The organism is Streptomyces chromofuscus, from assembly GCF_015160875.1.
GTDB lineage: Bacteria > Actinomycetota > Actinomycetes > Streptomycetales > Streptomycetaceae > Streptomyces > Streptomyces chromofuscus.
This window is the reverse complement of sequence record NZ_CP063374.1, coordinates 1,004,024-1,024,178: the sequence shown is the minus strand read 5'-3', so window position 1 is coordinate 1,024,178 and position 20,155 is coordinate 1,004,024. Positions and strand designations below refer to the sequence as shown.

The 20,155-nt window shown below is 72.7% G+C and carries 17 protein-coding genes and 1 pseudogene; 10 read left to right on the top strand and 8 right to left on the bottom strand.

The annotated features are described in order from the left end of the window. Window positions 1–22 precede the first annotated feature (22 nt). The gene (locus IPT68_RS04555) at window positions 23–985 is read left to right on the top strand and encodes an electron transfer flavoprotein subunit alpha/FixB family protein (RefSeq protein ID WP_189697337.1); all 963 of its coding nucleotides are present in this window, start codon (window positions 23–25) and stop codon (window positions 983–985) included. Between the two features lie 56 nt (window positions 986–1,041). Here IPT68_RS04555 and IPT68_RS04550 read toward each other — a convergent pair whose 3' ends face one another. Then, window positions 1,042–1,971, bottom strand: a complete 930-nt coding sequence (locus tag IPT68_RS04550) for an endonuclease/exonuclease/phosphatase family protein (protein WP_189697338.1) — start codon at window positions 1,969–1,971, stop codon at window positions 1,042–1,044. 193 nt (window positions 1,972–2,164) lie between these two features. On the opposite strand from IPT68_RS04550, the gene IPT68_RS04545 reads away from it, so the two are divergent. After that, on the top strand, window positions 2,165–3,469 hold the full coding sequence (locus IPT68_RS04545; protein WP_189697339.1) for a DUF6986 family protein: 1,305 nt from the start codon (window positions 2,165–2,167) through the stop codon (window positions 3,467–3,469). A gap of 813 nt (window positions 3,470–4,282) precedes the next feature. Here the strand turns inward: IPT68_RS04545 and IPT68_RS04540 are convergent. Further along, a complete protein-coding gene (locus IPT68_RS04540; protein ID WP_189697340.1) occupies window positions 4,283–5,320 on the bottom strand; it encodes a LacI family DNA-binding transcriptional regulator in 1,038 nt (345 codons plus the stop codon). Between the two features lie 189 nt (window positions 5,321–5,509). Between IPT68_RS04540 and IPT68_RS04535 the strand changes: the two genes are divergently transcribed. The 3 genes from IPT68_RS04535 to IPT68_RS04525 all read left to right on the top strand — a co-directional run bounded on the left by IPT68_RS04535 (window position 5,510) and on the right by IPT68_RS04525 (window position 8,089). Further along, entirely contained in the window at window positions 5,510–6,463 is a 954-nt protein-coding gene (locus IPT68_RS04535; RefSeq protein ID WP_189697341.1) for an ROK family protein, read from the top strand. 212 nt (window positions 6,464–6,675) lie between these two features. After that, window positions 6,676–6,906: a hypothetical protein gene (locus IPT68_RS04530; protein ID WP_189697342.1), complete on the top strand. Its 231-nt coding sequence runs from the start codon at window positions 6,676–6,678 to the stop codon at window positions 6,904–6,906. A 142-nt stretch (window positions 6,907–7,048) separates the two neighbouring features. Next, the gene (locus tag IPT68_RS04525) at window positions 7,049–8,089 is read left to right on the top strand and encodes an NUDIX hydrolase (RefSeq protein ID WP_189697343.1); all 1,041 of its coding nucleotides are present in this window, start codon (window positions 7,049–7,051) and stop codon (window positions 8,087–8,089) included. Window positions 8,090–8,364: 275 nt separating this feature from the next. Here the strand turns inward: IPT68_RS04525 and IPT68_RS04520 are convergent, their stop codons facing one another. After that, window positions 8,365–9,720, bottom strand: coding sequence for a dipeptidase (locus IPT68_RS04520; RefSeq protein WP_189697344.1), 1,356 nt, complete (start codon window positions 9,718–9,720; stop codon window positions 8,365–8,367). 224 nt (window positions 9,721–9,944) lie between these two features. On the opposite strand from IPT68_RS04520, the gene IPT68_RS04515 reads away from it, so the two are divergent. Further along, window positions 9,945–11,195, top strand: coding sequence for a geranylgeranyl reductase family protein (locus IPT68_RS04515; protein ID WP_189697345.1), 1,251 nt, complete (start codon window positions 9,945–9,947; stop codon window positions 11,193–11,195). Window positions 11,196–11,331: 136 nt separating this feature from the next. Here the strand turns inward: IPT68_RS04515 and IPT68_RS04510 are convergent. After that, a pseudogene (locus IPT68_RS04510) lies at window positions 11,332–11,769 on the bottom strand (nitroreductase family deazaflavin-dependent oxidoreductase); the annotation flags it as partial. A gap of 366 nt (window positions 11,770–12,135) precedes the next feature. On the opposite strand from IPT68_RS04510, the gene IPT68_RS04505 reads away from it, so the two are divergent. The 3 genes from IPT68_RS04505 to IPT68_RS04495 all read left to right on the top strand — a co-directional run bounded on the left by IPT68_RS04505 (window position 12,136) and on the right by IPT68_RS04495 (window position 15,387). Further along, window positions 12,136–12,948: a TetR/AcrR family transcriptional regulator gene (locus IPT68_RS04505; protein ID WP_189697347.1), complete on the top strand. Its 813-nt coding sequence runs from the start codon at window positions 12,136–12,138 to the stop codon at window positions 12,946–12,948. A 403-nt stretch (window positions 12,949–13,351) separates the two neighbouring features. Continuing rightward, window positions 13,352–14,725 carry a sensor histidine kinase gene (locus IPT68_RS04500; protein WP_228040262.1) on the top strand — a complete coding sequence of 458 codons (1,374 nt, stop codon included), beginning with the start codon at window positions 13,352–13,354 and terminating at the stop codon, window positions 14,723–14,725. Beyond that, a complete protein-coding gene (locus IPT68_RS04495) occupies window positions 14,722–15,387 on the top strand; it encodes a response regulator (protein WP_189697349.1) in 666 nt (221 codons plus the stop codon). The genes IPT68_RS04500 and IPT68_RS04495 overlap by 4 nt, the downstream gene beginning before the upstream one ends. On the opposite strand, the gene IPT68_RS04490 is transcribed toward IPT68_RS04495, so the two are convergent. Beyond that, on the bottom strand, window positions 15,348–15,632 hold the full coding sequence (locus IPT68_RS04490) for a DUF6332 family protein (RefSeq protein WP_189697350.1): 285 nt from the start codon (window positions 15,630–15,632) through the stop codon (window positions 15,348–15,350). The two genes, IPT68_RS04495 and IPT68_RS04490, sit on opposite strands and share 40 nt — an antisense overlap. Before the next feature lie 248 nt (window positions 15,633–15,880). After that, entirely contained in the window at window positions 15,881–17,392 is a 1,512-nt protein-coding gene (locus IPT68_RS04485; protein ID WP_228040260.1) for an MFS transporter, read from the bottom strand. A gap of 85 nt (window positions 17,393–17,477) precedes the next feature. Here IPT68_RS04485 and IPT68_RS04480 point away from each other — a divergent pair, with 85 nt between their 5' ends. Then, window positions 17,478–17,867: a MarR family winged helix-turn-helix transcriptional regulator gene (locus IPT68_RS04480; RefSeq protein WP_189697351.1), complete on the top strand. Its 390-nt coding sequence runs from the start codon at window positions 17,478–17,480 to the stop codon at window positions 17,865–17,867. 79 nt (window positions 17,868–17,946) lie between these two features. Here IPT68_RS04480 and IPT68_RS04475 read toward each other — a convergent pair whose 3' ends face one another. Together IPT68_RS04475 and IPT68_RS04470 are read right to left on the bottom strand one after the other, a co-directional pair. After that, a complete protein-coding gene (locus IPT68_RS04475; protein ID WP_189697352.1) occupies window positions 17,947–18,714 on the bottom strand; it encodes a maleylpyruvate isomerase family mycothiol-dependent enzyme in 768 nt (255 codons plus the stop codon). A gap of 148 nt (window positions 18,715–18,862) precedes the next feature. Continuing rightward, entirely contained in the window at window positions 18,863–20,068 is a 1,206-nt protein-coding gene (locus tag IPT68_RS04470) for an MFS transporter (protein ID WP_373300521.1), read from the bottom strand. Window positions 20,069–20,155 lie beyond the last annotated feature (87 nt).

The following is a 20,155-nucleotide window of genomic DNA, read 5'->3' as shown; positions in this document are numbered from 1 at the left end:
CAAGCAGGAGAGAAGAAGTCCCATGGCTGAAGTTCTCGTCTACGTCGACCACGTGGACGGTGCCGTCCGCAAGCCCACCCTGGAGCTGCTGACCCTGGCCCGCCGCATCGGCGAGCCCGTCGCCGTCGCCCTGGGCAACGGCGCCGCCGACACCGTCGCCGCGCTCGCCGAGCACGGCGCGGTCAAGGTCCTCACGCACGAGGCCGCCGAGTACGCCGACTACCTGGTCGTCCCGAAGGTCGACGCCCTCCAGGCCGCCGTCGAGGCCGTCTCCCCGGCCGCCGTGCTGGTGCCGTCCTCCGCCGAGGGCAAGGAGATCGCGGCCCGCCTGGCGCTGCGCATCGGCTCCGGCATCATCACCGACGCCGTCGACCTGGAGGCCGGCGACGAGGGCCCGGTGGCCACCCAGTCGGTGTTCGCCGCGTCCTACTCCACCAAGTCCCGTGTCACCAAGGGCACGCCGGTCATCATGGTCAAGCCGAACAGCGCCGCCGTGGAAGCCGCGCCGGCGGCCGGCGCCGTCGAGGCGCTGTCGGTGACCTTCTCCGACAAGGCCACCGGCACCAAGATCACCTCGCGCACGGCGCGTGAGTCGACCGGCCGCCCGGAGCTGACCGAGGCCGCGATCGTGGTCTCCGGCGGCCGTGGCGTGGGCGGCGCGGACAACTTCGCGCTCATCGAGGCCCTTGCCGACTCGCTCGGCGCGGCCGTCGGCGCCTCGCGTGCCGCGGTGGACGCGGGCTGGTACCCGCACACCAACCAGGTCGGCCAGACCGGCAAGTCCGTCTCGCCGCAGCTCTACATCGCCTCCGGCATCTCCGGCGCCATCCAGCACCGGGCCGGCATGCAGACCTCGAAGACGATCGTGGCGGTCAACAAGGACGCCGAGGCGCCGATCTTCGAGCTGGTCGACTACGGCGTCGTCGGCGACCTGTTCGACGTCGTCCCGCAGCTGACCGAGGAGATCAAGGCCCGCAAGGGCTGATCGTCCGCACGCTGTACGAGGCCCCCGCGACCGTCGCCGGTCACGGGGGTCTCGGCTCATCCCAGGGTCAGCGACGCCTGCACGGGCAGGTGGTCGCTGGGGAACTGGCCGTCCACCGAGAAGGTGTTGATGTCCGCCCGGTGCACGGTGACGCCGGGCGAGGCGAGGATCCAGTCGATGCGGTCGCCGTCCGGCGTCAGCGGCCGGTAGCCGTGGAAGGTCGCGTACAGGTCGCCGCGCTCGGCGGCCGTCTCCCAGGTGTCGACGAGTCCGGCGCCCAGCATCGTGTCGTAGACCGGGTTCTTGTGCGCGGCGACGTTGAAGTCGCCGGTCACCAGCAGCGGAAGCGAGCGGTCCAGTCCGGCGATCCGCTGCACGATCAGCGCGGCGGCACGCGCGCGTGCGTCCTGGCTGCGGTTGTCCAGGTGGGTGTCGAGGAAGTAGAACTGGCGGCCGCCGTCGCGCAGATCGCGGAAGCGGACCCAGGTGACCATGCGGATGGAGCCGCCGCCCCAGGTGTTCGAACCGATCACGTCCGGGGTGTCGGAGAGCCAGAAGTGGTCGTACTCCAGCGGGGCGAGGCGCCGGGTGTCGTAGTAGATCGCCATGAACTCGTCGCGGCTGCCGCCCGCACGCCCGGTGCCGATCCAGTCGTAGTACGGGCCGAGGTCGGTCTCGATGTCCAGCAGCTGCTGGTAGAGCCCCTCCTGGGTACCGAGGAGGTGCGGGCGATCGCGGCGCAGCAGCTCGCGCATCACGGGTCTGCGCACGGCCCAGCTGTTGGGTTCGGTGGTACTCGCGAAACGCAGGTTGAAGGACATGGTCTCCAGCCGGCGGCCGCCGCGCTCCGCCGCCGGCACGACGTCGCGCTCCTCCGCCGAGGCCGCCGAGGGCGACAGTGCTGTACTGGAGAGGGGTACGGCGGCCGCGGCGGCCAACGCTGTCTTCAGGCCCAGGCGGCGTGTGACTCGGCTCTGGTTCGGCACGGAGGCTCCTTCGACGGGGGCGGCCGGGAGAGTCGGCGTACGAGAGTGTTCTACCGCTCCATGAGATGGACGTGAACATGCCGAAAGGTCGGGTGGCCCGGCAAGGAAGGGGTGTTGACCAGGCGGAAGATCCCCGGATAGCTTCATTCTACGGATTGTTGATTCCGTATAGCGGAAAATAGGAGGGTGTGGGATGGGTCAGGGCCGGCAGGAGCACATCGCGACGAGCCTCGCGGGCACGGTCAGCGCGGAGATCAGCGCCTCCCTCGCGCCGGTCGACGCCGAACTGGAGCGCCGCTACCCCGGAGACCCCGGCACCCGTCAGCCCGTCCACACCGTCTACGTCCCCGGTGACGCCTTCGCCACCGACACCGTCCGCTCCTGGGGCGACCGGGCACTCGCCGCCCTCGACGAACACGCCCCGGACGCCGCGTCGTTCGCCGCCGTCCTGGGACTCGCCGACGACCTCGCCGAACCCGTCTACGCGCGCGTGCGCGCCAAGCTGGGACGCGAGCCCGTCGAGGACCTGCGCGTCGACTTCGAGGACGGCTACGGCCCCCGCCCCGACACCGAGGAGGACGAGGCGGCCGCCCGCGCGGCACGACTGATCGCGCAGGCGTACGCGAACGGCACCGCGGCGCCGTACATGGGCATCCGCATGAAGTGCATGGAGGCGCCGGTGCGCGACCGGGGCATCCGCACCCTCGACATCTTCCTCACCGGCCTGATGAGGGCCGGCGGCCTGCCCGACGGGCTGGTGCTCACCCTGCCGAAGGTGACCTGCTCCGAGCAGGTCACCGCCATGGTCCGGCTGCTGGAGGCCTTCGAGAAGGCGCACGCCCTGGAGCCCGGCCGGCTCGGCTTCGAAATCCAGATCGAGACCAGCCAGTCCATCCTGGCCGCCGACGGCACCGCCACCGTCGCCCGGATGATCCAAGCCGCCGAGGGCCGCGCCACCGGGCTGCACTACGGCACCTTCGACTACAGCGCCTGTCTCGGCGTGTCCGCCGCCTACCAGGCCGGCGACCATCCGGCCGCCGACCACGCCAAGGCGATCATGCAGGTCGCCGCCGCGGGCACCGGTGTCCGCGTCTCCGACGGCTCCACCAACGTCCTGCCGGTCGGCCCGACCGCGAAGGTCCACGACGCCTGGCGGCTGCACTACGGTCTCACCCGCCGCGCCCTGGCCCGCGCCTACTACCAGGGCTGGGACATGCACCCCGGCCACATACCGACCCGCTACGCGGCCGTCTTCGCCTTCTACCGCGAGGGCTTCGAACAGGCCGCCGGCCGCCTCGCCCGCTACGCCAACCGGGCCGGCGGCGACGTCATGGACGAGCCCGCCACCGCCAAGGCCCTCAGCGGTTACCTGCTGCGCGGCCTGGACTGCGGCGCCCTCGACATCGCCGAGGTCGCCCGGCTGACCGGGCTGACACGGGCCGACCTGGAAGGCTTCGCCGCGCCCCGATGGGGCGACCTCACGGCGTCCGCCAAGTAGATCGCGGGCGCGCCACGGACGCGACCGGCACCGCGCCGTCGTCGGTTCTCCGGGGTGATGGGCAGGCCGACGTGCAGACACACGCCCGACGTGCCAATATGCCGACTTGCCGATATGTCGCTGGACGTATCACAGGCGGGGCGGGGTGGGGCAGCGGTGCCCTCCGGGCGGCACGGACACCGCGGCCGGTGGTCTGCTGCCGGGACGCCGCGGCGCGCGGTCTGCTGCGGGGACGCCGCGGCTTGTGGTCTGCTGCGGGGATGCTGCGGCCGGTGGTCTGCTGCGGGGACGCCGCGGCGCGCGGTCTGCTGCGGGGACGCTGCGGCTTGTGGTCTGAGGCGCGGACGCTGCGGCCTGTGGCTTGCTGCGGGGACGCCGCGGCGCGCGGTCTGCTGCGGGGACGCTGCGGCTTGTGGTCTGAGGCGCGGACGCTGCGGCCCGTTGTCTGCTGCGGGGACGCTGCGGCTTGTGGTCTGCTGCGGGGACGCCGCGGCCCATGTTCTGCGGCGCGCACACGTGGCCGGTGGTCTCCGGCGGGGACGCCGTGGCCCGTGGTCCTTGGGGACGGCGCGCACCGTAAGCCGCCTCGCGGTGGCTCGGGAGGCCGTCAGTGCCTGGTTCGCGTGAGTGCACTCGCATGAGCCTCTGCGCGTGGTCGGCGACCACCGCGCTCTCCGTCCGTGGACCGGTCACGTCCACCGGCTGCTCGGCCCGCGGCGAGCACACGCGATCCTTCCCGCGGAGTGATCACGCGCGCGGGCCGCTCGGCCCGCCGTGAGCACGCCCGCTCACCCCCCGTCGAGCACCGCCCGCTCAGTCCGCCGGCGGCAGTTCCCCCGAGCCGCGGGTGATCAGCCGCGTCGGGAGTTCGATCCTGTCCGGGAGGGCCAGGGAGCCGTCCAGCTGGCGGAACAGCCGTTCCGCGGCCGTGCGGCCCAGCGTCGCCGCGTCCTGCGCGACGACCGTGACGCCCGGCTGGAGCAGGTCGGCCAGCTCGATGTCGTCGAAGCCGACGAACGCGACCCGGCGCGGATGCTCGGCCAGGACCCGGATCACGGTGACCGTCACCCGGTTGTTGCCCGCGAAGATCGCGGTGACGGGGGACGGGCCGGTCAGCATCTCCTCGGCCGCGCGCCGCACGCGCAGCGGATCGGTGGCCCCCAGGGACATCCAGGCGTCCTCGACCGGTATGCCGGCGTCCTCCATGGCCGCCCGGTAGCCGCGCAGACGCTCGGCGGCGGTGTGGATGCGGGGCATGTCGCCGATGAAGCCGATCCGCCGGTGCCCGTGCGCGATGAGGTGGGCGACGCCGTCGCGGGCGCCTCCGTAGTTGTCCGACAGGACGACGTCGGCGTCGATCTTCCCGGCCGGACGGTCCACGAACACCGTGGCGACGCCCGCCTTCAGCTCGGGCTCCAGATAGCGATGGTCGTCGCCCGCCGGGATGACCACGAGCCCGTCCACCCGCCGCGCGCACAACGCCAGCACCAGTTCCTGCTCGCGGTCCGGGTCCTCGGCGCTGGAGCCGTTGATCAGCAGGGCGCCGTGGGCGCGGGCCACCTCCTCCACGGCGCGGCTCAGCGGGCCGTAGAACGGGTCGGCGAGGTCCTCGAGGACCAGCCCGATGCTCGCCGTACGGCCTTTGCGCAGCACCCGCGCGCTGTCGTTGCGGCGGAAACCGAGCGCCTCGATGGCCTCCTGGACACGCCGTTCGGTCTCCGGGGTCACCCCCGGCTCCCCGTTCACGACCCGCGAAACCGTCTTCAGTCCGACTCCTGCTCGGGCCGCTACGTCCTTCATCGTGGGCCGGTTTCCATAGCGGGTTCCGGTGAGGCGGTGGGTTTCGGGCACTGTGCGGCGTCCTGTCCTGTGGTCCACGGGGATGCGTCGGTCCATGGTTTGTATGAGGATGTGGCGTCGAGCATAGAGCCTGGACAACGTTGTCAGCAGCGGGAGACACTGTCCAGCGCACTTCCCGGCCCGCGCCCCACCGCGGGCCGGCCGGTCCTTTTCCCAAGGTTGACGGGGGATCCCACACTGATGCACACCGACCTCGTGGCAGCGCTCGACATCGGCGGCACCAAGATCGCAGGCGCGCTGGTGGACGGCGGCGGCCGGATCGTGGTGCGCGCGCAGCGCCCCACACCCGCCCAGCAGGACGGCGACACCGTGATGCGGGCCGTCGAGGAGGTGATCGGCGAGCTCACCGCGTCCCCGCTGTGGGCCCGCGCCGAGGCGGTGGGCATCGGCAGCGCGGGCCCGGTGGACGCCTCCGCGGGCACGGTCAGCCCGGTGAACGTGCCCGGCTGGCGGGACTATCCGCTGGTGTCCCGGGTGCGGGCTGCGGCCGGCGGACTGCCCGTCGAGCTGATCGGCGACGGCGTGGCCATCACCGCCGCCGAACACTGGCAGGGCGCGGCACGCGGCCACGACAATGCGCTCTGCATGGTCGTCTCCACCGGCGTCGGGGGCGGCCTCGTCCTCAACGGACGCCTGCACCCCGGCCCCACCGGCAACGCGGGGCACATCGGGCACATCAGCGTCGACCTCGACGGCGACCCCTGCCCCTGCGGTGCGCGCGGCTGCGTGGAGCGGATCGCCAGCGGCCCCAACATCGCCCGGCGCGCTGTGGAGGCCGGCTGGGTGCCCGGCCCCGACGGCGACACCTCCGCCGCCGCGGTGGCTGCCGCCGCCCGCGCGGGCGACCCGGTCGCCGTGGCCTCCTTCGAACGAGCCGCCCAGGCCCTGGCCGCCGGCATCGCGGCCACCGCGACCCTGGTCGAGATCGACATCGCCGTGATCGGCGGGGGAGTGGGCAAGGCGGGCGAGGTGCTCTTCGCGCCGCTGCGCAAGACCCTCGCCGACTACGCGACCCTGTCGTTCGTCCGGCGTCTGAGCGTGGTGCCCGCCCAGATGGGCACCGACGCGGGTCTGGTCGGGGCCGCCGCGGCGGCGCTGGGCAGGAGGGCGGACGCCGCGGCGGCGGGTGTGTGAGGGGTGCGAGGCGCGCTTCGGCAGGTTGTGACGGGCAGGTTTGCGAGGGGCGAGGCGGCAGGCTTGTGACAGGCAGTCGTGTGAGTGGCGCGTCGGCAGAGCTGTGACAGGTTCGGCGGCAGGAACGTTCAGCCGGAACCGCGCCGGCAGTCGGAGCCCGGGGAACCGTATCCGTGCGTGACCCCGGCCCGGGTACATCAGTTGATCGGGGCATGAAGAAGCGCAGCATGCTCGCCATCGCCTCCCTCGCCACCGGCTTCGTCGTCGCGGCGGTCACCCCCTCCCACGCCCTCGGTGAGGGGCTGGGCAACCTCAACGTCGGCGACACCCTCAAGAAGCTCGACAAGACCATCGCCACCGACGAAAGCCTCCTGGACGACGACGCACTCGGGGGCGACCGGAGCGACACGGGCAGCGGACAGCGGGGTCACAAGCGCCGCTGAGACGGCGGACACCGACACGGCGAAGCGCCGGACCCCGGTCAAGGGGCGCCGGCGCTTCCGCTTGTGCACCCTCAACTGGGGCTGGTTTCCGTGGCAGGGTTGAGCGGGCAAGGCACAGGGGGCCAACAGAAGAGGGGGAACCGTGATCGTCTGGATCAACGGCGCGTTCGGTGCGGGGAAGACCACCACCGCACGGGAACTGATCGACCTGATCCCGAACAGCACGCTCTTCGACCCCGAGGTCATCGGCGGCACACTCGCGCACCTGCTGCCGGCCAAACGCCTCGCCGAGGTCGGCGACTTCCAGGATCTGCCGATCTGGCGCCGCCTCGTCATCGACACGGCCGCCGCGATGCTCGCCGACCTCGGCGGCACGCTCGTCGTGCCCATGACCCTGCTGCGCCAGGAGTACCGGGACGAGATCTTCGGCGGTCTCGCCGCCCGCCGGATCACCGTCCGGCATGTGCTCCTCGCCCCGGCCGAAACGATCCTGCGCGAGCGGATAGCCGACCGTGAGATACCCGAGGACCTGCCCGACGGCGAGATACGGGTGCGGCAGTGGTCGTACGACCAGATCGAGCCGTACAAGTCCGCCCTCGCCTCCTGGCTCACCGCCGACGCCCACCCGGTCGACAACGGCGCCCTCACCCCCCACGAGACCGCCGCCCGGATCGCCGAGGCGGTCGGCTCCGGTGCCGTGCCCGTCTGCGACATCGTGCAGACCCCCGAACCCACCGCCGAGACACTCGCAGCCGGCGTCCTCCTCTTCGACGAGCAGGACCGCGTGCTGCTCGTCGACCCGACCTACAAGGCCGGCTGGGAGTTCCCCGGCGGCGTCGTCGAACCCGGCGAGGCGCCCGCCCGCGCCGGCATCCGCGAGGTCGCCGAGGAGACCGGGCTGCACCTGGACGACGTACCGCGCCTGCTCGTCGTCGACTGGGAGCCGCCCGCGCCTCCCGGGTACGGCGGACTGCGCCTCCTCTTCGACGGCGGAAGCCTCGACAGCGAGAAGGCACGGCGGTTACTCCTGCCCGGCCCCGAACTGCGCGGGTGGCGTTTCGTCACCGAGGAGGAGGCGGCCGGACTGCTGCCGCCGGTCCGCTACGAGCGGCTGCGCTGGGCGCTGCGGGCCCGGGAGCGCGGCGCGGCGCTGTACCTGGAGGCGGGGGTTCCGGTCGGCTGAGGGCCGGCGACGCGTTTGCGGGGCTGCCGCGCCGTACTTCGGCCGCCGTGAGTCATGGCGGTCCTGTCGGGCGGTGCGCAGCACGTCCGCGAGCCGGCCGCCGGTGCGGCGGGCCTCGGCGCAGTCGTCGACCCGGTGACCCGGCCCGCCGTGCACGAGGACGGCACCGACACGGGCGACCGGCATGCCCGCCGCGCCGACGGCGGGTCACCGGCCGGACGATCGCCGTCCGGCCGGTTCCCCCGGCCCGTCCGCCATCAGGTGGGGCCAGGGGCTCAGCCCGCCGCGTAGTTGCGCAGGAAGAGCGCCTCCGCCACGGAGAGCCGCTCGAGTTCCTCCGGGGACACGCTCTCGTTCACGGCGTGGATCTGGGCCTCCGGCTCGCTCAGGCCGATGAGCAGGATCTCCGCGCGGGGGTAGAGCGCGGCGAGGGTGTTGCACAGCGGGATGGAGCCGCCCTGGCCGGCGTACTGCATCTCCTGCCCCGGGTACGCCACTGCCATCGCGTCGGCCATCGCCTGGTACGCCGGGCTCGACGTGTCCGCGCGGAACGCCTGGCCCTGACCGATCTGCTCGGTGCTCACCCGGGCGCCCCACGGCGTGTGCGCCTCGATGTGCGCCTGGAGCAGCTTGGTCGCCTCGGCGGCGTCCACGCCCGGCGGCACCCGCAGGCTGACCAGCGCGCGAGCGCTCGCCTGCACGGACGGGGTGGCGCCGACGACCGGCGGGCAGTCGATGCCGAGGACGGTGACGGCCGGGCGCGCCCAGATACGGTCGGCGACCGTACCGGAGCCGATCAGCCCGACCCCGTCCAGCACCTTGGCGTCCTCGCGGAACTGCCCCTCGTCGTACTGGAGGCCGTCCCACCGCTCCTCGGAGGCCAGCCCCTCGACCGTCGTCGAACCGTCCTCGGCGCGCAGCGAGTCCAGTACGCGGATCAGCGCGGCCAGCGCGTCCGGCGCGGCGCCGCCGAACTGGCCGGAGTGCAGGTTGCCCGCCAGCGTGTCGACCCGGACGCGCAGGAGCGTCATACCGCGCAGGGTCGAGGTCACCGTGGGCAGTCCGACGCGGAAGTTGCCCGCGTCGCCGATCACGATCGTGTCGGCCGCGAGCAGCTCCGGGTGCTCCTCCGCGTAGCGCTCCAGGCCGCCCGTGCCCATCTCCTCCGAGCCCTCGGCGATCACCTTGACGTGCACGGGCACGCCGCCGTTGGCCTTGAGGGCGCGCAGCGCCAGCAGGTGCATGATCACCCCGCCCTTGCAGTCGGCGGCGCCACGGCCGTACCAGCGGCCGTCCCGCTCGGTCAGCTCGAACGGCGGCGTCGTCCAGCCGGACTCGTCCAGCGGCGGCTGCACGTCGTAGTGGGCGTAGAGCAGCACGGTCCTCGCGCCCGCCGGGCCGGGCAGGTAGCCGTACACCGACTGCGTCCCGTCCGGGGTGTCGAGCAGCGCCACGTCCTCGAAGCCCTCGGCCCGCAGCGCGTCAGCGACCCAGCTCGCGGCCCCCTCGCTCTCACTGCGCGGGAACTGGTCGAAGTCCGCCACCGACTTGAAGGCCACCAGCTCGGCCAGCTCCTCCTTCGCCCTGGGCATCAGCGAGGCGACGGTCTCGGCGACCGGATTCGACGACATGGGCACGCTCCTCGTAGGTGCGACGTTGTATTTCTCTGTACGGGATTCACTTTCCTGCGCACGGGCGGATGCTCTGTCGGGCGTCCGGGACCGCGCGAGTGCAGGCGCGTCCTGGTGTGCGGGGCGCATACGGTGCCGATCCTCCCACAGCGGCCCGCGGCGATCACCGCCGTAGGATGCGGGGGACAGATCGGCAGGCGGCGGATCGGGAGCAGTAGACCATCGTGAGCAGCGAGAACTCTTCGGCGGACGACGGGCAGCAGGTGTGGGACGTCGTCGTGGTGGGCGCGGGACCCGCGGGGGCCTCGGCGGCCTACGCGGCGGCGGTCGCGGGACGGCGCGTCCTGCTGCTGGAGAAGGCCGAGCTGCCCCGCTACAAGACGTGCGGCGGCGGCATCATCGGCCCCTCGCGCGACGCGCTGCCGCCCGGGTTCGAACTGCCGCTGCGCGACCGGGTGCACGCGGTGACGTTCTCCCACAACGGCCGCTTCAGCCGCACCCGGCGGTCCAGGCAGATGCTCTTCGGGCTGATCAACCGGCCCGAGTTCGACCAGCAGCTCGTCGAGCACGCGCAGAAGGCGGGCGCCGAGCTGCGCACGGGCGTCACGGTGTCACGGGTCGAGCAGCACGGCTCGGCGGTGCCGGACCGGCGCACGGTCGCCGTGGTGCTGCAGGGCGGTGAGACGCTGCTGGCACGGGCCGTGGTCGGCGCGGACGGCAGCGCCAGCCGCATAGGCGCCCACGTCGGGGTCAAGCTCGAGCAGGTCGATCTCGGCCTGGAGCTGGAGATCCCGGTGCCGGACACGGTCGCGGAGGACTGGCAGGGGCGGGTCCTCATCGACTGGGGCCCGATCCCGGGCAGTTACGGGTGGGTCTTCCCCAAGGGCGACACGCTGACGGTTGGAGTGATCTCGGCGCGCGGCGAAGGCGCCGCGACCAAGCGGTACTTGGCGGACTTCGTCGGGCGGCTGGGACTCGCCGGTTTCGAGCCGAGCATCTCCTCCGGGCACCTGACCCGCTGCCGCGCCGACGACTCGCCGCTGTCGCGCGGGCGCGTGCTGGTGTGCGGGGACGCGGCGGGGCTGCTGGAGCCGTGGACGCGGGAGGGCATCTCGTTCGCGCTGCGGTCGGGGCGGCTCGCGGGGGAGTGGGCGGTACGGATCGCCGAGGCGCACGACGCGGTGGACACGCGCAGGCAGGCCCTGAACTACGCGTTCGCGATCAAGGCCGGGCTGGGTGTGGAGATGGCGGTCGGCAAGCGGCTGCTGACGGTGTTCGAACGGCGGCCCGGACTCATCCACGCGATCCTGACCGGGTTCCGGCCGGCCTGGAAGGCGTTCATGGACATCACGCGCGGTGCGACGTCGCTCGGCGAGATCGTGCGCACCCATCCGATGGCCCAGCGCGCCCTGACCGCGCTGGACCGCCGGGTTGCGGGCGGGACGGCCGCTGAGGCCGACGAGGTCAGTTCTTGAGGTCCTTGACGTCGTTGACGTCGTTGACGTCGTTGACGGCGTTGGTGGCCTTGGTGGCGGTGGTGGCCCCGGCGGCGGTCGCGTCGTTGGTGCTCCTGGCGTCGGCGGTGCCCGTGGGGGCTGGCGCGTTCGTGTAGGTGACCTCGAAGATGGGGTGGTCGGGGGCGATTCGGCGCAGTTCCTCGTCGGAGGAGTTGGGGCCGACGCCCTTGAAGAAGGCGCCCACTTCGGCCTTCCAGCGCTTGAGATAGGCGCGCAGGAGCGGGGGCTTGTCGTCGTCGGCGACCTCGGTCGCCGTGAAGGTGTCCACGTTGGCGCCGAGTCGCAGTTCCCCGCCGCCCGCGGCGCGCATGTTGTGCGTCCACTGGACGTGGCCGCGGGGGGCCACGAGGTACTGCCGGCCGTCGACCGTCAGCAGGTTCACGGGCGTAGTGCGCCAGGTGCCGCTCTTGCGGCCGCGCACGGCGAGGACGCGGGAGCCCCAGATGCTGATGCCGCGGCGGGTCAGCCACGCGACCGCGCGGTTGAAGATGTTGACCGTGAACCAGCCGGGCTTCTGGACGTGCGTGGACATGGCGTGCTCCTGGGACGTGACAGCGGTGCAGGACGCGAGAGCGGTGCTCTCGCTTGGGGCTCAGTCTGGGGGAGAGCGGTGCTCTGTAGCAAGAGCGGTGCTCTCGTTTCAGGCGGCTTGGGTGTTCTTTTGGTCTCAGGCGGCGCTTTCACTTGGGGTGGGTGGGCGTTTCTTCGGTCGTGAAGGGCCTCTCGGTCGGGACGATCAGGTGCCGTCTCGATCGAGAGCGCTGCTCCCGCTCGGGTGGGCGGAGGGCGGGCGCGCTTACTTCCGAGAGCGCTGCTCCGAATGCAGAACACCGCTCCGAGTTCGGAGCGCTGCTCACTTTCGAGTGCACTGCTCCGTAGAACATGGCATCCTCCCCCCATGACCAGCAGCACTCCCCACGGCGCACGTGCCCGAGCCAGGATCGAAGTCACCGCGGCCATCAAGGACGAGGCCCGTAGACAGCTCGCGGCCGAGGGTGCCGTCAAGCTCTCCCTGCGCGCCGTCGCCCGCGAGCTCGGCATGGTCTCCTCCGCCGTCTACCGTTACTTCCCCAGTCGCGACGAACTCCTCACCGCGCTCATCATCGACGCCTACGACTCCCTCGGCGCCGCCGCGGAGGCCGCGCACGACGAGGTCGCGGACGCCGGCCCGGTGCAGCGCTGGATGAAGGTCTGCGAGGCGGTGCGCGGCTGGGCTCTGGCGCATCCGCACGAGTACGCGTTGATCTACGGGTCGCCGGTTCCCGGGTACACGGCGCCCCGGACGACGGTTCCGCCCGCAGCCCGGGTCGGGCACCTGCTCATCGCCATCGTGCGGGACGCGCACCAAGGGCTCGGCCTGGCCAAGCCGCGGTTGGCGGAGGACGTGAGGCCGGAGGCGGTGCGGATGGCCGCGGATCTCGCGCCCGATCTGCCGCCCGAGGCGGTGGTGACGCTGGTGGCGGCGTGGGCGCAGCTGTACGGGCTGGTGGGGTTCGAGGTGTTCGGGCAGTTCACCAGGATCGTGGAGGAGCGCGAGCCGTTCTTCCGGCACGCCGTGGGACAGCTCGCCCACACCGTCGGCCTCGTCTACCCGCAGGAGGGCCGGGCGGCGCAGAGCCGGGGGCGTCAGAGCAGCGGCAATGGCACGGGGAGCGGCACCGGCGGTAGGGGGCGCGGGCCCGGCGGTAGGGGGCGCGGGCCCGGGGCCTGACCTGGTGTCCGGGCACTGCGTCGGGCCGGTGAGCTCGCACGCCGACCGCACCAACAGCCACGCCCGGCGGATCGAGGTCATGCACGACCCGGAGAATCCCTCCCGGGCCGTGGTCTGCGACTCCCTCGCGACGCGCGCCGGGAGCGCCGTGCCTGGCCCTCGTGAGGCTCGCCGTCCTCGGAGGTCTTCTCCGGTACGCGTACCGGGTGATCAGCGACGCGTTCACCGGCTGAACCCTGGCCCACGAGCATCGACCCCCCGGTGGGCCGGAGCATGGGCCGATGCGTTGGCCCCTGTGGGGGCCGAGGTACGGCTTCGGTGGAAGCGTACTTCGGTGGGAGTACGTGTGATCACCTCGCCCGGCTGACGCCCTCCGGCGCGGGGGCGGTCTAGCGTGGCGGACATGGAGGAGCAGCCAGGGCGTCGTCGCGGGGGTGGTGGCGGGTGGTGGCGGCACGGGCCGTCGCGGCCGGCCCACGGGGACGAGAGGCGGCCGGAACCGTGGGGCGGGAGGCGGCCGGGACCGTGGGGCGGGAGGCGGCCGGGACCGTGGGGCGGGAGGCGGCCGGGACCGTGGGACGAGAGGCAGCCGGGGCCGTCGGATGCGAATCGGCCGCAGCCGTGGGGTGAGGGGTGGTCGAGGCGCTGGCCCTGGCGATCCACCGTGCTGCTCACCGCCTTCGTGCTTGTGGGCTCCTCCTTCGCCGCGCACGCCCAGCAGGGCGAGCGGGCGGCCCTCGACCCCTTCGCGCGCGTGCTGCTGGTCGTGGCGGCGGGGGTGCTGCTGTGGCGGCATCGTTTCCCGGTGGCCGTGGTGTTCGGGAACGCGGCGGCCGTGGCGGTGTACCTGGGCGCCGGGTATCCGTACGGGCCGGTGCTGCTCATGGTCGCCGTCGCCTGTTTCAGCGCGATCGTCGCCGGGCACCGCAGGGCCGCATGGGCGGCGCTGGGCCTGTTGTGGGCGGCGCACGTGCTGGTCGCGCACTGGCTCTACCGGTGGCTGCCGCCCTCCGGGGACGCGCCCGCCGCCTGGACGCAGGAGATCGTGATCGCCACCTGGGTGGTCGCGGTCGTGGCGCTGTCGGAGCTGGTCCGGACCCGGCGTGAGCAGTGGGCGCGCGAGCGGGCCGAGCGGGCGCAGGCGGCACGGCGGCGGGCCGACGAGGAGCGCTTGCGGATCGCGCGCGAACTGCACGACGTGCTCGCGCACAGCATCTCCGTGATCAACGTGCAGGCGGGCGTCGGTCTCGCCCTCCTCGACAGCGACCCGGAGCAGGCGCGCAGCGCACTCACCACCATCAAGGCCGCCAGCAAGGAGGCGCTCGGCGAGGTCCGCCAGGTGCTCGACACCCTGCGCATGCCGGGGGACGCGCCGCGCACTCCGGCACCCGGCCTGGACCGGCTGCCCGAACTGGTCGAACAGGCGGCGAGCACCGGGCTGACCGTCACGGTCGAGGGCGAGGCGCCCCGCCTGCAGCCCGGAACGGATCTCGCCGCGTTCCGGATCGTCCAGGAGGCCCTCACCAACGTCGTACGGCACTCCGGGTCGCGGCACGCGCGCGTGCGCCTGGATCACACGGGCGGCGCGCTGCGGCTGCGCGTCGACGACGACGGGCCGGCGACCGGCGCCGACGCGGGCGGCAGCGGCAACGGACTGGCCGGAATGCGGGAACGGGCCGCCGCGCTGGGTGGCTCGATCGAGGCGGGCCCGCGACCCGACGGCGGCTTCCGGGTGCTCGCCACCCTGCCGCTCACGCGAAAGGACGACGACCGGTGATCCGCGTAACCCTCGCCGACGACCAGGCACTGGTCCGGGCCGGCTTCAAGGCGCTGCTGGACGCGCAGCCGGACATCGAGGTGGCAGGGGAGGCCGCCGACGGTGAGGAGGCGTTGCGCACGGTGCGCGCACTGCGGCCCGACGTCGTCCTGATGGACATCCGCATGCCCCTCCTCGACGGGCTGGCCGCGACCCGGCGCATCACCGAGGACGCGGCCCTGAAGGACGTCAAGGTGGTGATGCTGACCACCTTCGAACTGGACGAGTACGTCTTCGAGGCGATCCGCTCCGGCGCCTCCGGCTTCCTGGTCAAGGACACGGAACCGGACGAACTGCTGCGCGCGGTACGGGCGGTGGTCGCAGGCGACGCGCTGCTCTCACCGGGTGTGACGCGGCGGCTCATCGCCGAGTTCGCGGCCCGCTCCAAGGAGCCCGCGGCCGTCGGCGCCCTCGCCGGACTCACCGAGCGGGAGCGGGAGGTGATGGCCCTGGTCGGCATCGGCCTGTCCAACGAGGAGATCGCCCGCCGTCTGGTCGTCAGCCCTCTCACCGCGAAGACCCACGTCAGCCGCACGATGGTGAAGCTGGGCGCGCGGGACAGGGCCCAGTTGGTGGTGCTGGCCTACGAGTCGGGGCTGGTGCGGCCGGGCTGGCTCGGCTGAGTTGCGTGCCGGAAACGGACCAGTACGGCGATCACTCGTACGACGAACAGCACCAGCCCGAGGGCCAGACCCGCCCGGACCAGCGCCGTGTCCACCGCGCGGGGCAGTCCGAAGAGCCACGCCGGACCGGCGACCGCCCCGAAGACCACGGCCGCCGCGAACGCCGCGCTGCACAGCGCGTACCCGATCTCGACGGTGATCGCGTCCCGCTCGGCCTGCGTACGCCGTCCCCCGTAGCTCTCCATGACGCGCATCAAACAGGCGGGCGCCCTGCGGAGCAAGTAGGCCCCGCAGGGCACCTGTTGGATTCGGCTTCCCGGCCGCTGCCGGGCCTCCGTTCCGACGTGCAGCCGCACGAGCCGCGCCCCCTCAACTGCAGCGCCGCTCAGGAACCGTCGGGGCCTCTGGGCCTCATCCCGCCGGACGCGGGACTCGATCGGCCGGTAGGGAGACTCGATCCGCCGGACGGGGGACCCCAGCCGCCGGACAGACGCTAGTCGCGGACCGGAACGCGCTCCGCTTCCGTCCCCTCCACCCCGGACTCCTCCACCCCGGACACCTTCACCACGGACCGGGCGGCCACGACCGACGGCTGCGCACGCTTCGTCCGCAGGCCCGTCAGGGCGATCAGCAGGCCCGCGACGGCGATTGCCGCCACCACGACCAGGCCCGGCCGGTAGCTGTCGAGGACGGCCTGCGGGGTGGGGTCCGCCGGGGCGCCCGCGGTCACCACCGCCGTCACCACGGCGAGGAAGATCGCGCCGCCGACCTGTACGGATGTGTTCAGCAGGCCGGAGACCATGCCCTGCTCGTGGTCGTCGACCCCGTTGGTGGCCTGGATGTTGAGCGACGGGAAGACCAGCGCGCAGGCCGCGCCGATCAGCAGCATGCTCGGCAGGATGGCGGCGGCGTAGACCGGGTCGAGGTCGACGCCGAGGAACAGCGCGTAGCCGACGACCATCAGCGCGAAGCCCACCGCGAGGAGGCGCTGCGTGCCGAACCGGTCCACGATCGAGCCCACGCTCGTCGACGACAGCGCCACCAGCGCGCCCGCAGGCAGGAACGCGAGCGCCGTGTGCAGCGCGGACCAGCCGAGCAGGGACTGCATGTAGAGCGTGACCAGGAACTGGAAGCCGACGTAGGAGCCGAAGAAGGTCATGGCCCCGAGCTGCGCGCGGATCTGGGTGCCCGAACGCAGCACACCGAGCCGGACCAGCGGTCCGGGGGAGCGCCGCTCGATCACGACGAACACCGTCAGAAGGACCGCGACGGCGAGGAACGACAGCAGGGTGCGGGCGGAGGCCCAGCCGACCTCCGGCGCCTGGACGACGGTGAAGACCAGCAGCAGCATCGAGGCGGTGCCGATGACGGCGCCGGGGATGTCGTAGCCGTTGTGGTCGCGTTCGCGGGAGCTGCGCGGCAGCAGTTTCAGGCCGGCGACCAGGGCTATCAGGGCGATCGGCGCGGGCAGCAGCATGGTCAGGCGCCAACTGGCCTCGGTGAGCAGGCCGGACAGCACCAGGCCCATCGAGAAGCCGGTGGCGGCGCAGGTGGTGTAGATGGACAGGGCGCGATTGCGCAGCGGGCCCTCGGGGAACGTCGTCGTGATGATCGACAGGCCGGCGGGGGCGGTGAAGGCCGCGCTGAGACCCTTGATGAAGCGGCTGGCGATCAGCAGCGGGCCGGAGTCGACGAGACCGCCGAGCAGTGAGGCGAGAGCGAACACGCCCAGGGCCACGAGGAACACCTGGCGCCGGCCGAGCAGGTCCGCGGTGCGTCCGCCGAGCAGGAGCAGGCCGCCGTAGCCGAGGATGTAGCCGCTGACGACCCATTGCAGGGCCGAGGTGGACAGACCGAGATCGGAGCCGATGGACGGCAGGGCGACGCCGACCATCGAGACGTCCAGCGCGTCGAGGAACATCGCGGCGCAGAGCACCAGCAGGGTGCCCCACAGGCGAGGGGTCCAGCGCCCCTCGGGCGCCGAAGTGGTGAGCGGAGAAGTCATGGCGCGAGACTACATGCACATGCATCCATTGCAAGCGCATTTAATGATGGTGCAATAGATTTCGGCTCTCTGCTACGGTGCGGTCATGGCGGCGGAGAAGGTCGAGCAGGCGCTCGTCGAGCAGTGGCGGGACATCCTGGCCCTGCATGCGCGCACGCAGTGCGAGATTGACCGCGAACTGCACCAACACGGCCTGTGTGCCAGCGACTTCGAGGTGCTCGACGTGCTCGTCTCCGGCCCCGCGTCCGGCGCCTGCTCACTGCGCGTCCAGGAGATCTCCGAGCGGGTGCACCTCAGCCAGAGCGCGCTGTCCCGGCTGATCGCCCGACTGGAGAAGGGCGGGCTCCTGGAACGCGCCATGTGTCCCGAGGACCGGCGCGGGGTCCGCGTGGCGCTCACGCAGAAGGGGCGCGCCCTGCACGGCGAGGTGCTGCCGGTGCAGCGCGCGGTCCTGACACGGATGCTGGCGGACTGAGCCGGGCGCCCGCGACCAGCGGCGGCTGACCTCGCTCACGGCGGCGCGCCGTGCCGGGTGGCGGTCACGCCGCCGGCGCTCAGCTCCAGACGATCCCGGACTTCTCCCGCCACAGGTCGGCCAGCGCGCCGTCCCCGACGACCTCGGGGAACGGCAGCCGGTTCCACAGCGAGAGATAGAGCCGTACGGCCGGTCCGCTGAGCTCGCAGTCGGCGGAACCGGCGTCGTTCCGCTCGGTCACGGGCGGTTCCGCGGACAGTCGTACGGTCCACACCGCGTCGTCCGCGTCGCCGGCGTCGTCCACCTCGCCGCCGTCGGTCACCCGTACCCGCAGCACCCTCGGTTCCTCGGTGCGTACAGCGCTCTTACGGCGCGCGTGGAAGCCGCGCAGCAGTTCGTCGATGCCGTCCAGGGCGACGTCGCGGGCGATCTCCGTGAGTGAACCGCCGCGCGCCGCCTCGGCGTCGACGCGGTGCACCGTTGTCTCGTGCGCCTGCCGCCGCGCCCAGCAAAGGAGCGGGGACGGGGCGGGCAGCACCTGCCAGCACTGCACGTCGGGCGGCGCGGTGGTGAGGGTGTCCACGAGCCGGCGGTGCGCCTCCCGGTACCAGCTCAGCAGGTCGTCGTCGTCGAGGTCGGGCAGTTCCTCTCCGGGCTGGTACGAGGTCCGCGCCTCGGCGACGAAGGCGGTCGCCCAGCGGTGCACCATGCCCGTGTGCCGCAGCAGGTCACTGACCTGCCAGTCCGGGCAGGTCGGCACCTTGGCGTCGGTCCCGGCCTCGGCGGCGGCCGCGGCGAGCAACCGGCCTTCCCGGTCGAGGGTGTTGATGAAGTCGGCGGTCTCCATGCGGGTGAGTCTGCCGCATGGAGCGCGGTCGAGGGGGAGCGTTTTTTGCTGTGCCACCTGGTGCAATTCGGCGGATTCACGTACGCGTCGCTGCGCCCCGGGTGCCCTGCCGGGCGGTCGACGTCTCGGCCCCGCCCTCCTCGACGTATCAGCGCTCGGCCACCCCACGCGTGGCGAACCCGATCACGGCGGCGATGCCCGCCAGTACCGCCACGCTCGTCAGCGCGGTCGGCAGTGAGAACCAGTCGGCCATGAACCCGATGGCGGGCGGCCCGAGCAGCATGCCGCCGTACCCGAGTGTCGACGCCGTGGCGACGCCGCTCGGGCCGGCGAGCGCGCCCGCCCGTTCGACGGCCACCGGGAAGAGGTTGGCCAGACCGAGCCCGGCGACCGCGAAGCCGAGGAGCGCGGCCCACAGGGAGTTCGCGAGCGAGCCGACCAGCATCCCGGCCGCCGCGGTCGTGCCGCCGGCGATCACGGTGCGGGTGCGGCCGAGGCGTTCGAGCAGCGCGGTCCCGGTGAGCCGGCCCACCGTCATGGCGAGGGCGAAGCAGGAGTAGCCGACGGCCGCCACCCCGGGCGAGGCGTGCAGGTCCTGCTCCAGGTGCAGGGCGCCCCAGTCGGCCAAGGCGCCTTCGCCGTAGGCCGTGCAGAGCGCGATCAGGCCGAAGACGAGCACGAGGCCGCGGGTCCGCGCACCGGTCCGACGGGGAGCCCGCACGTCGGACGGCATCCGTTCCGGCGGCGACGGCGGTTTCCGGCGCAGCAGCGTCGGTCCCGCCAGGGCGGTGACCAGCAGGCCGACGAGGGTGAGCCCGAGCAGGTGCCGGGTGGGGGAGAGGGACCCTGCGACCAGTGCGCCGAGGCCGGCGCCGACCATGCCGCCGAGGCTGAAGGCGGCGTGGAAGCTGGGCATCACCGGTCGCCGCAGGGCGGTGACGAGATCGACGGCGGCGCTGTTGAAGGCGACGTTGATGCCGCCGTAGGCCGCGCCGAAGAGCAGCAGTACGGCGCCGAGGGCGGTCACGGAGTGGGTGAGCGGCGGCAGGGCGACGGTGAGGGAGAGCAGGACGGCGCAGACCACGGTCACCGGGTGGCTGCCGAAGCGACGGCACAGGCGTCCGGTGAGCATCATCGTGACCACCGCGCCGGCGGAGACGCAGAGCAGGGCGAGCCCGAGGGTGCTGGCGGAGGCGCCGGTCTGTTCCTTGATGGCGGGGATGCGGACGACCCAGCCGGCGAAGACGAAGCCGTCGAGGGCGAAGAAGGTGGTCAGGGCGATGCGGAGGCGGGTGAGTCCATGGTCGTTGCCCGGCACGGCGTTGTGCGAACGGGTTTTGTTTATTGGCGGCACAAAGTGAGGTTAGGTCGGTGACGGGGAGCGGGGCAAGGGGCCGGAACCGTGTCCCGGACGCGACGGCTCGAAGCCCTGCGCGCCCCG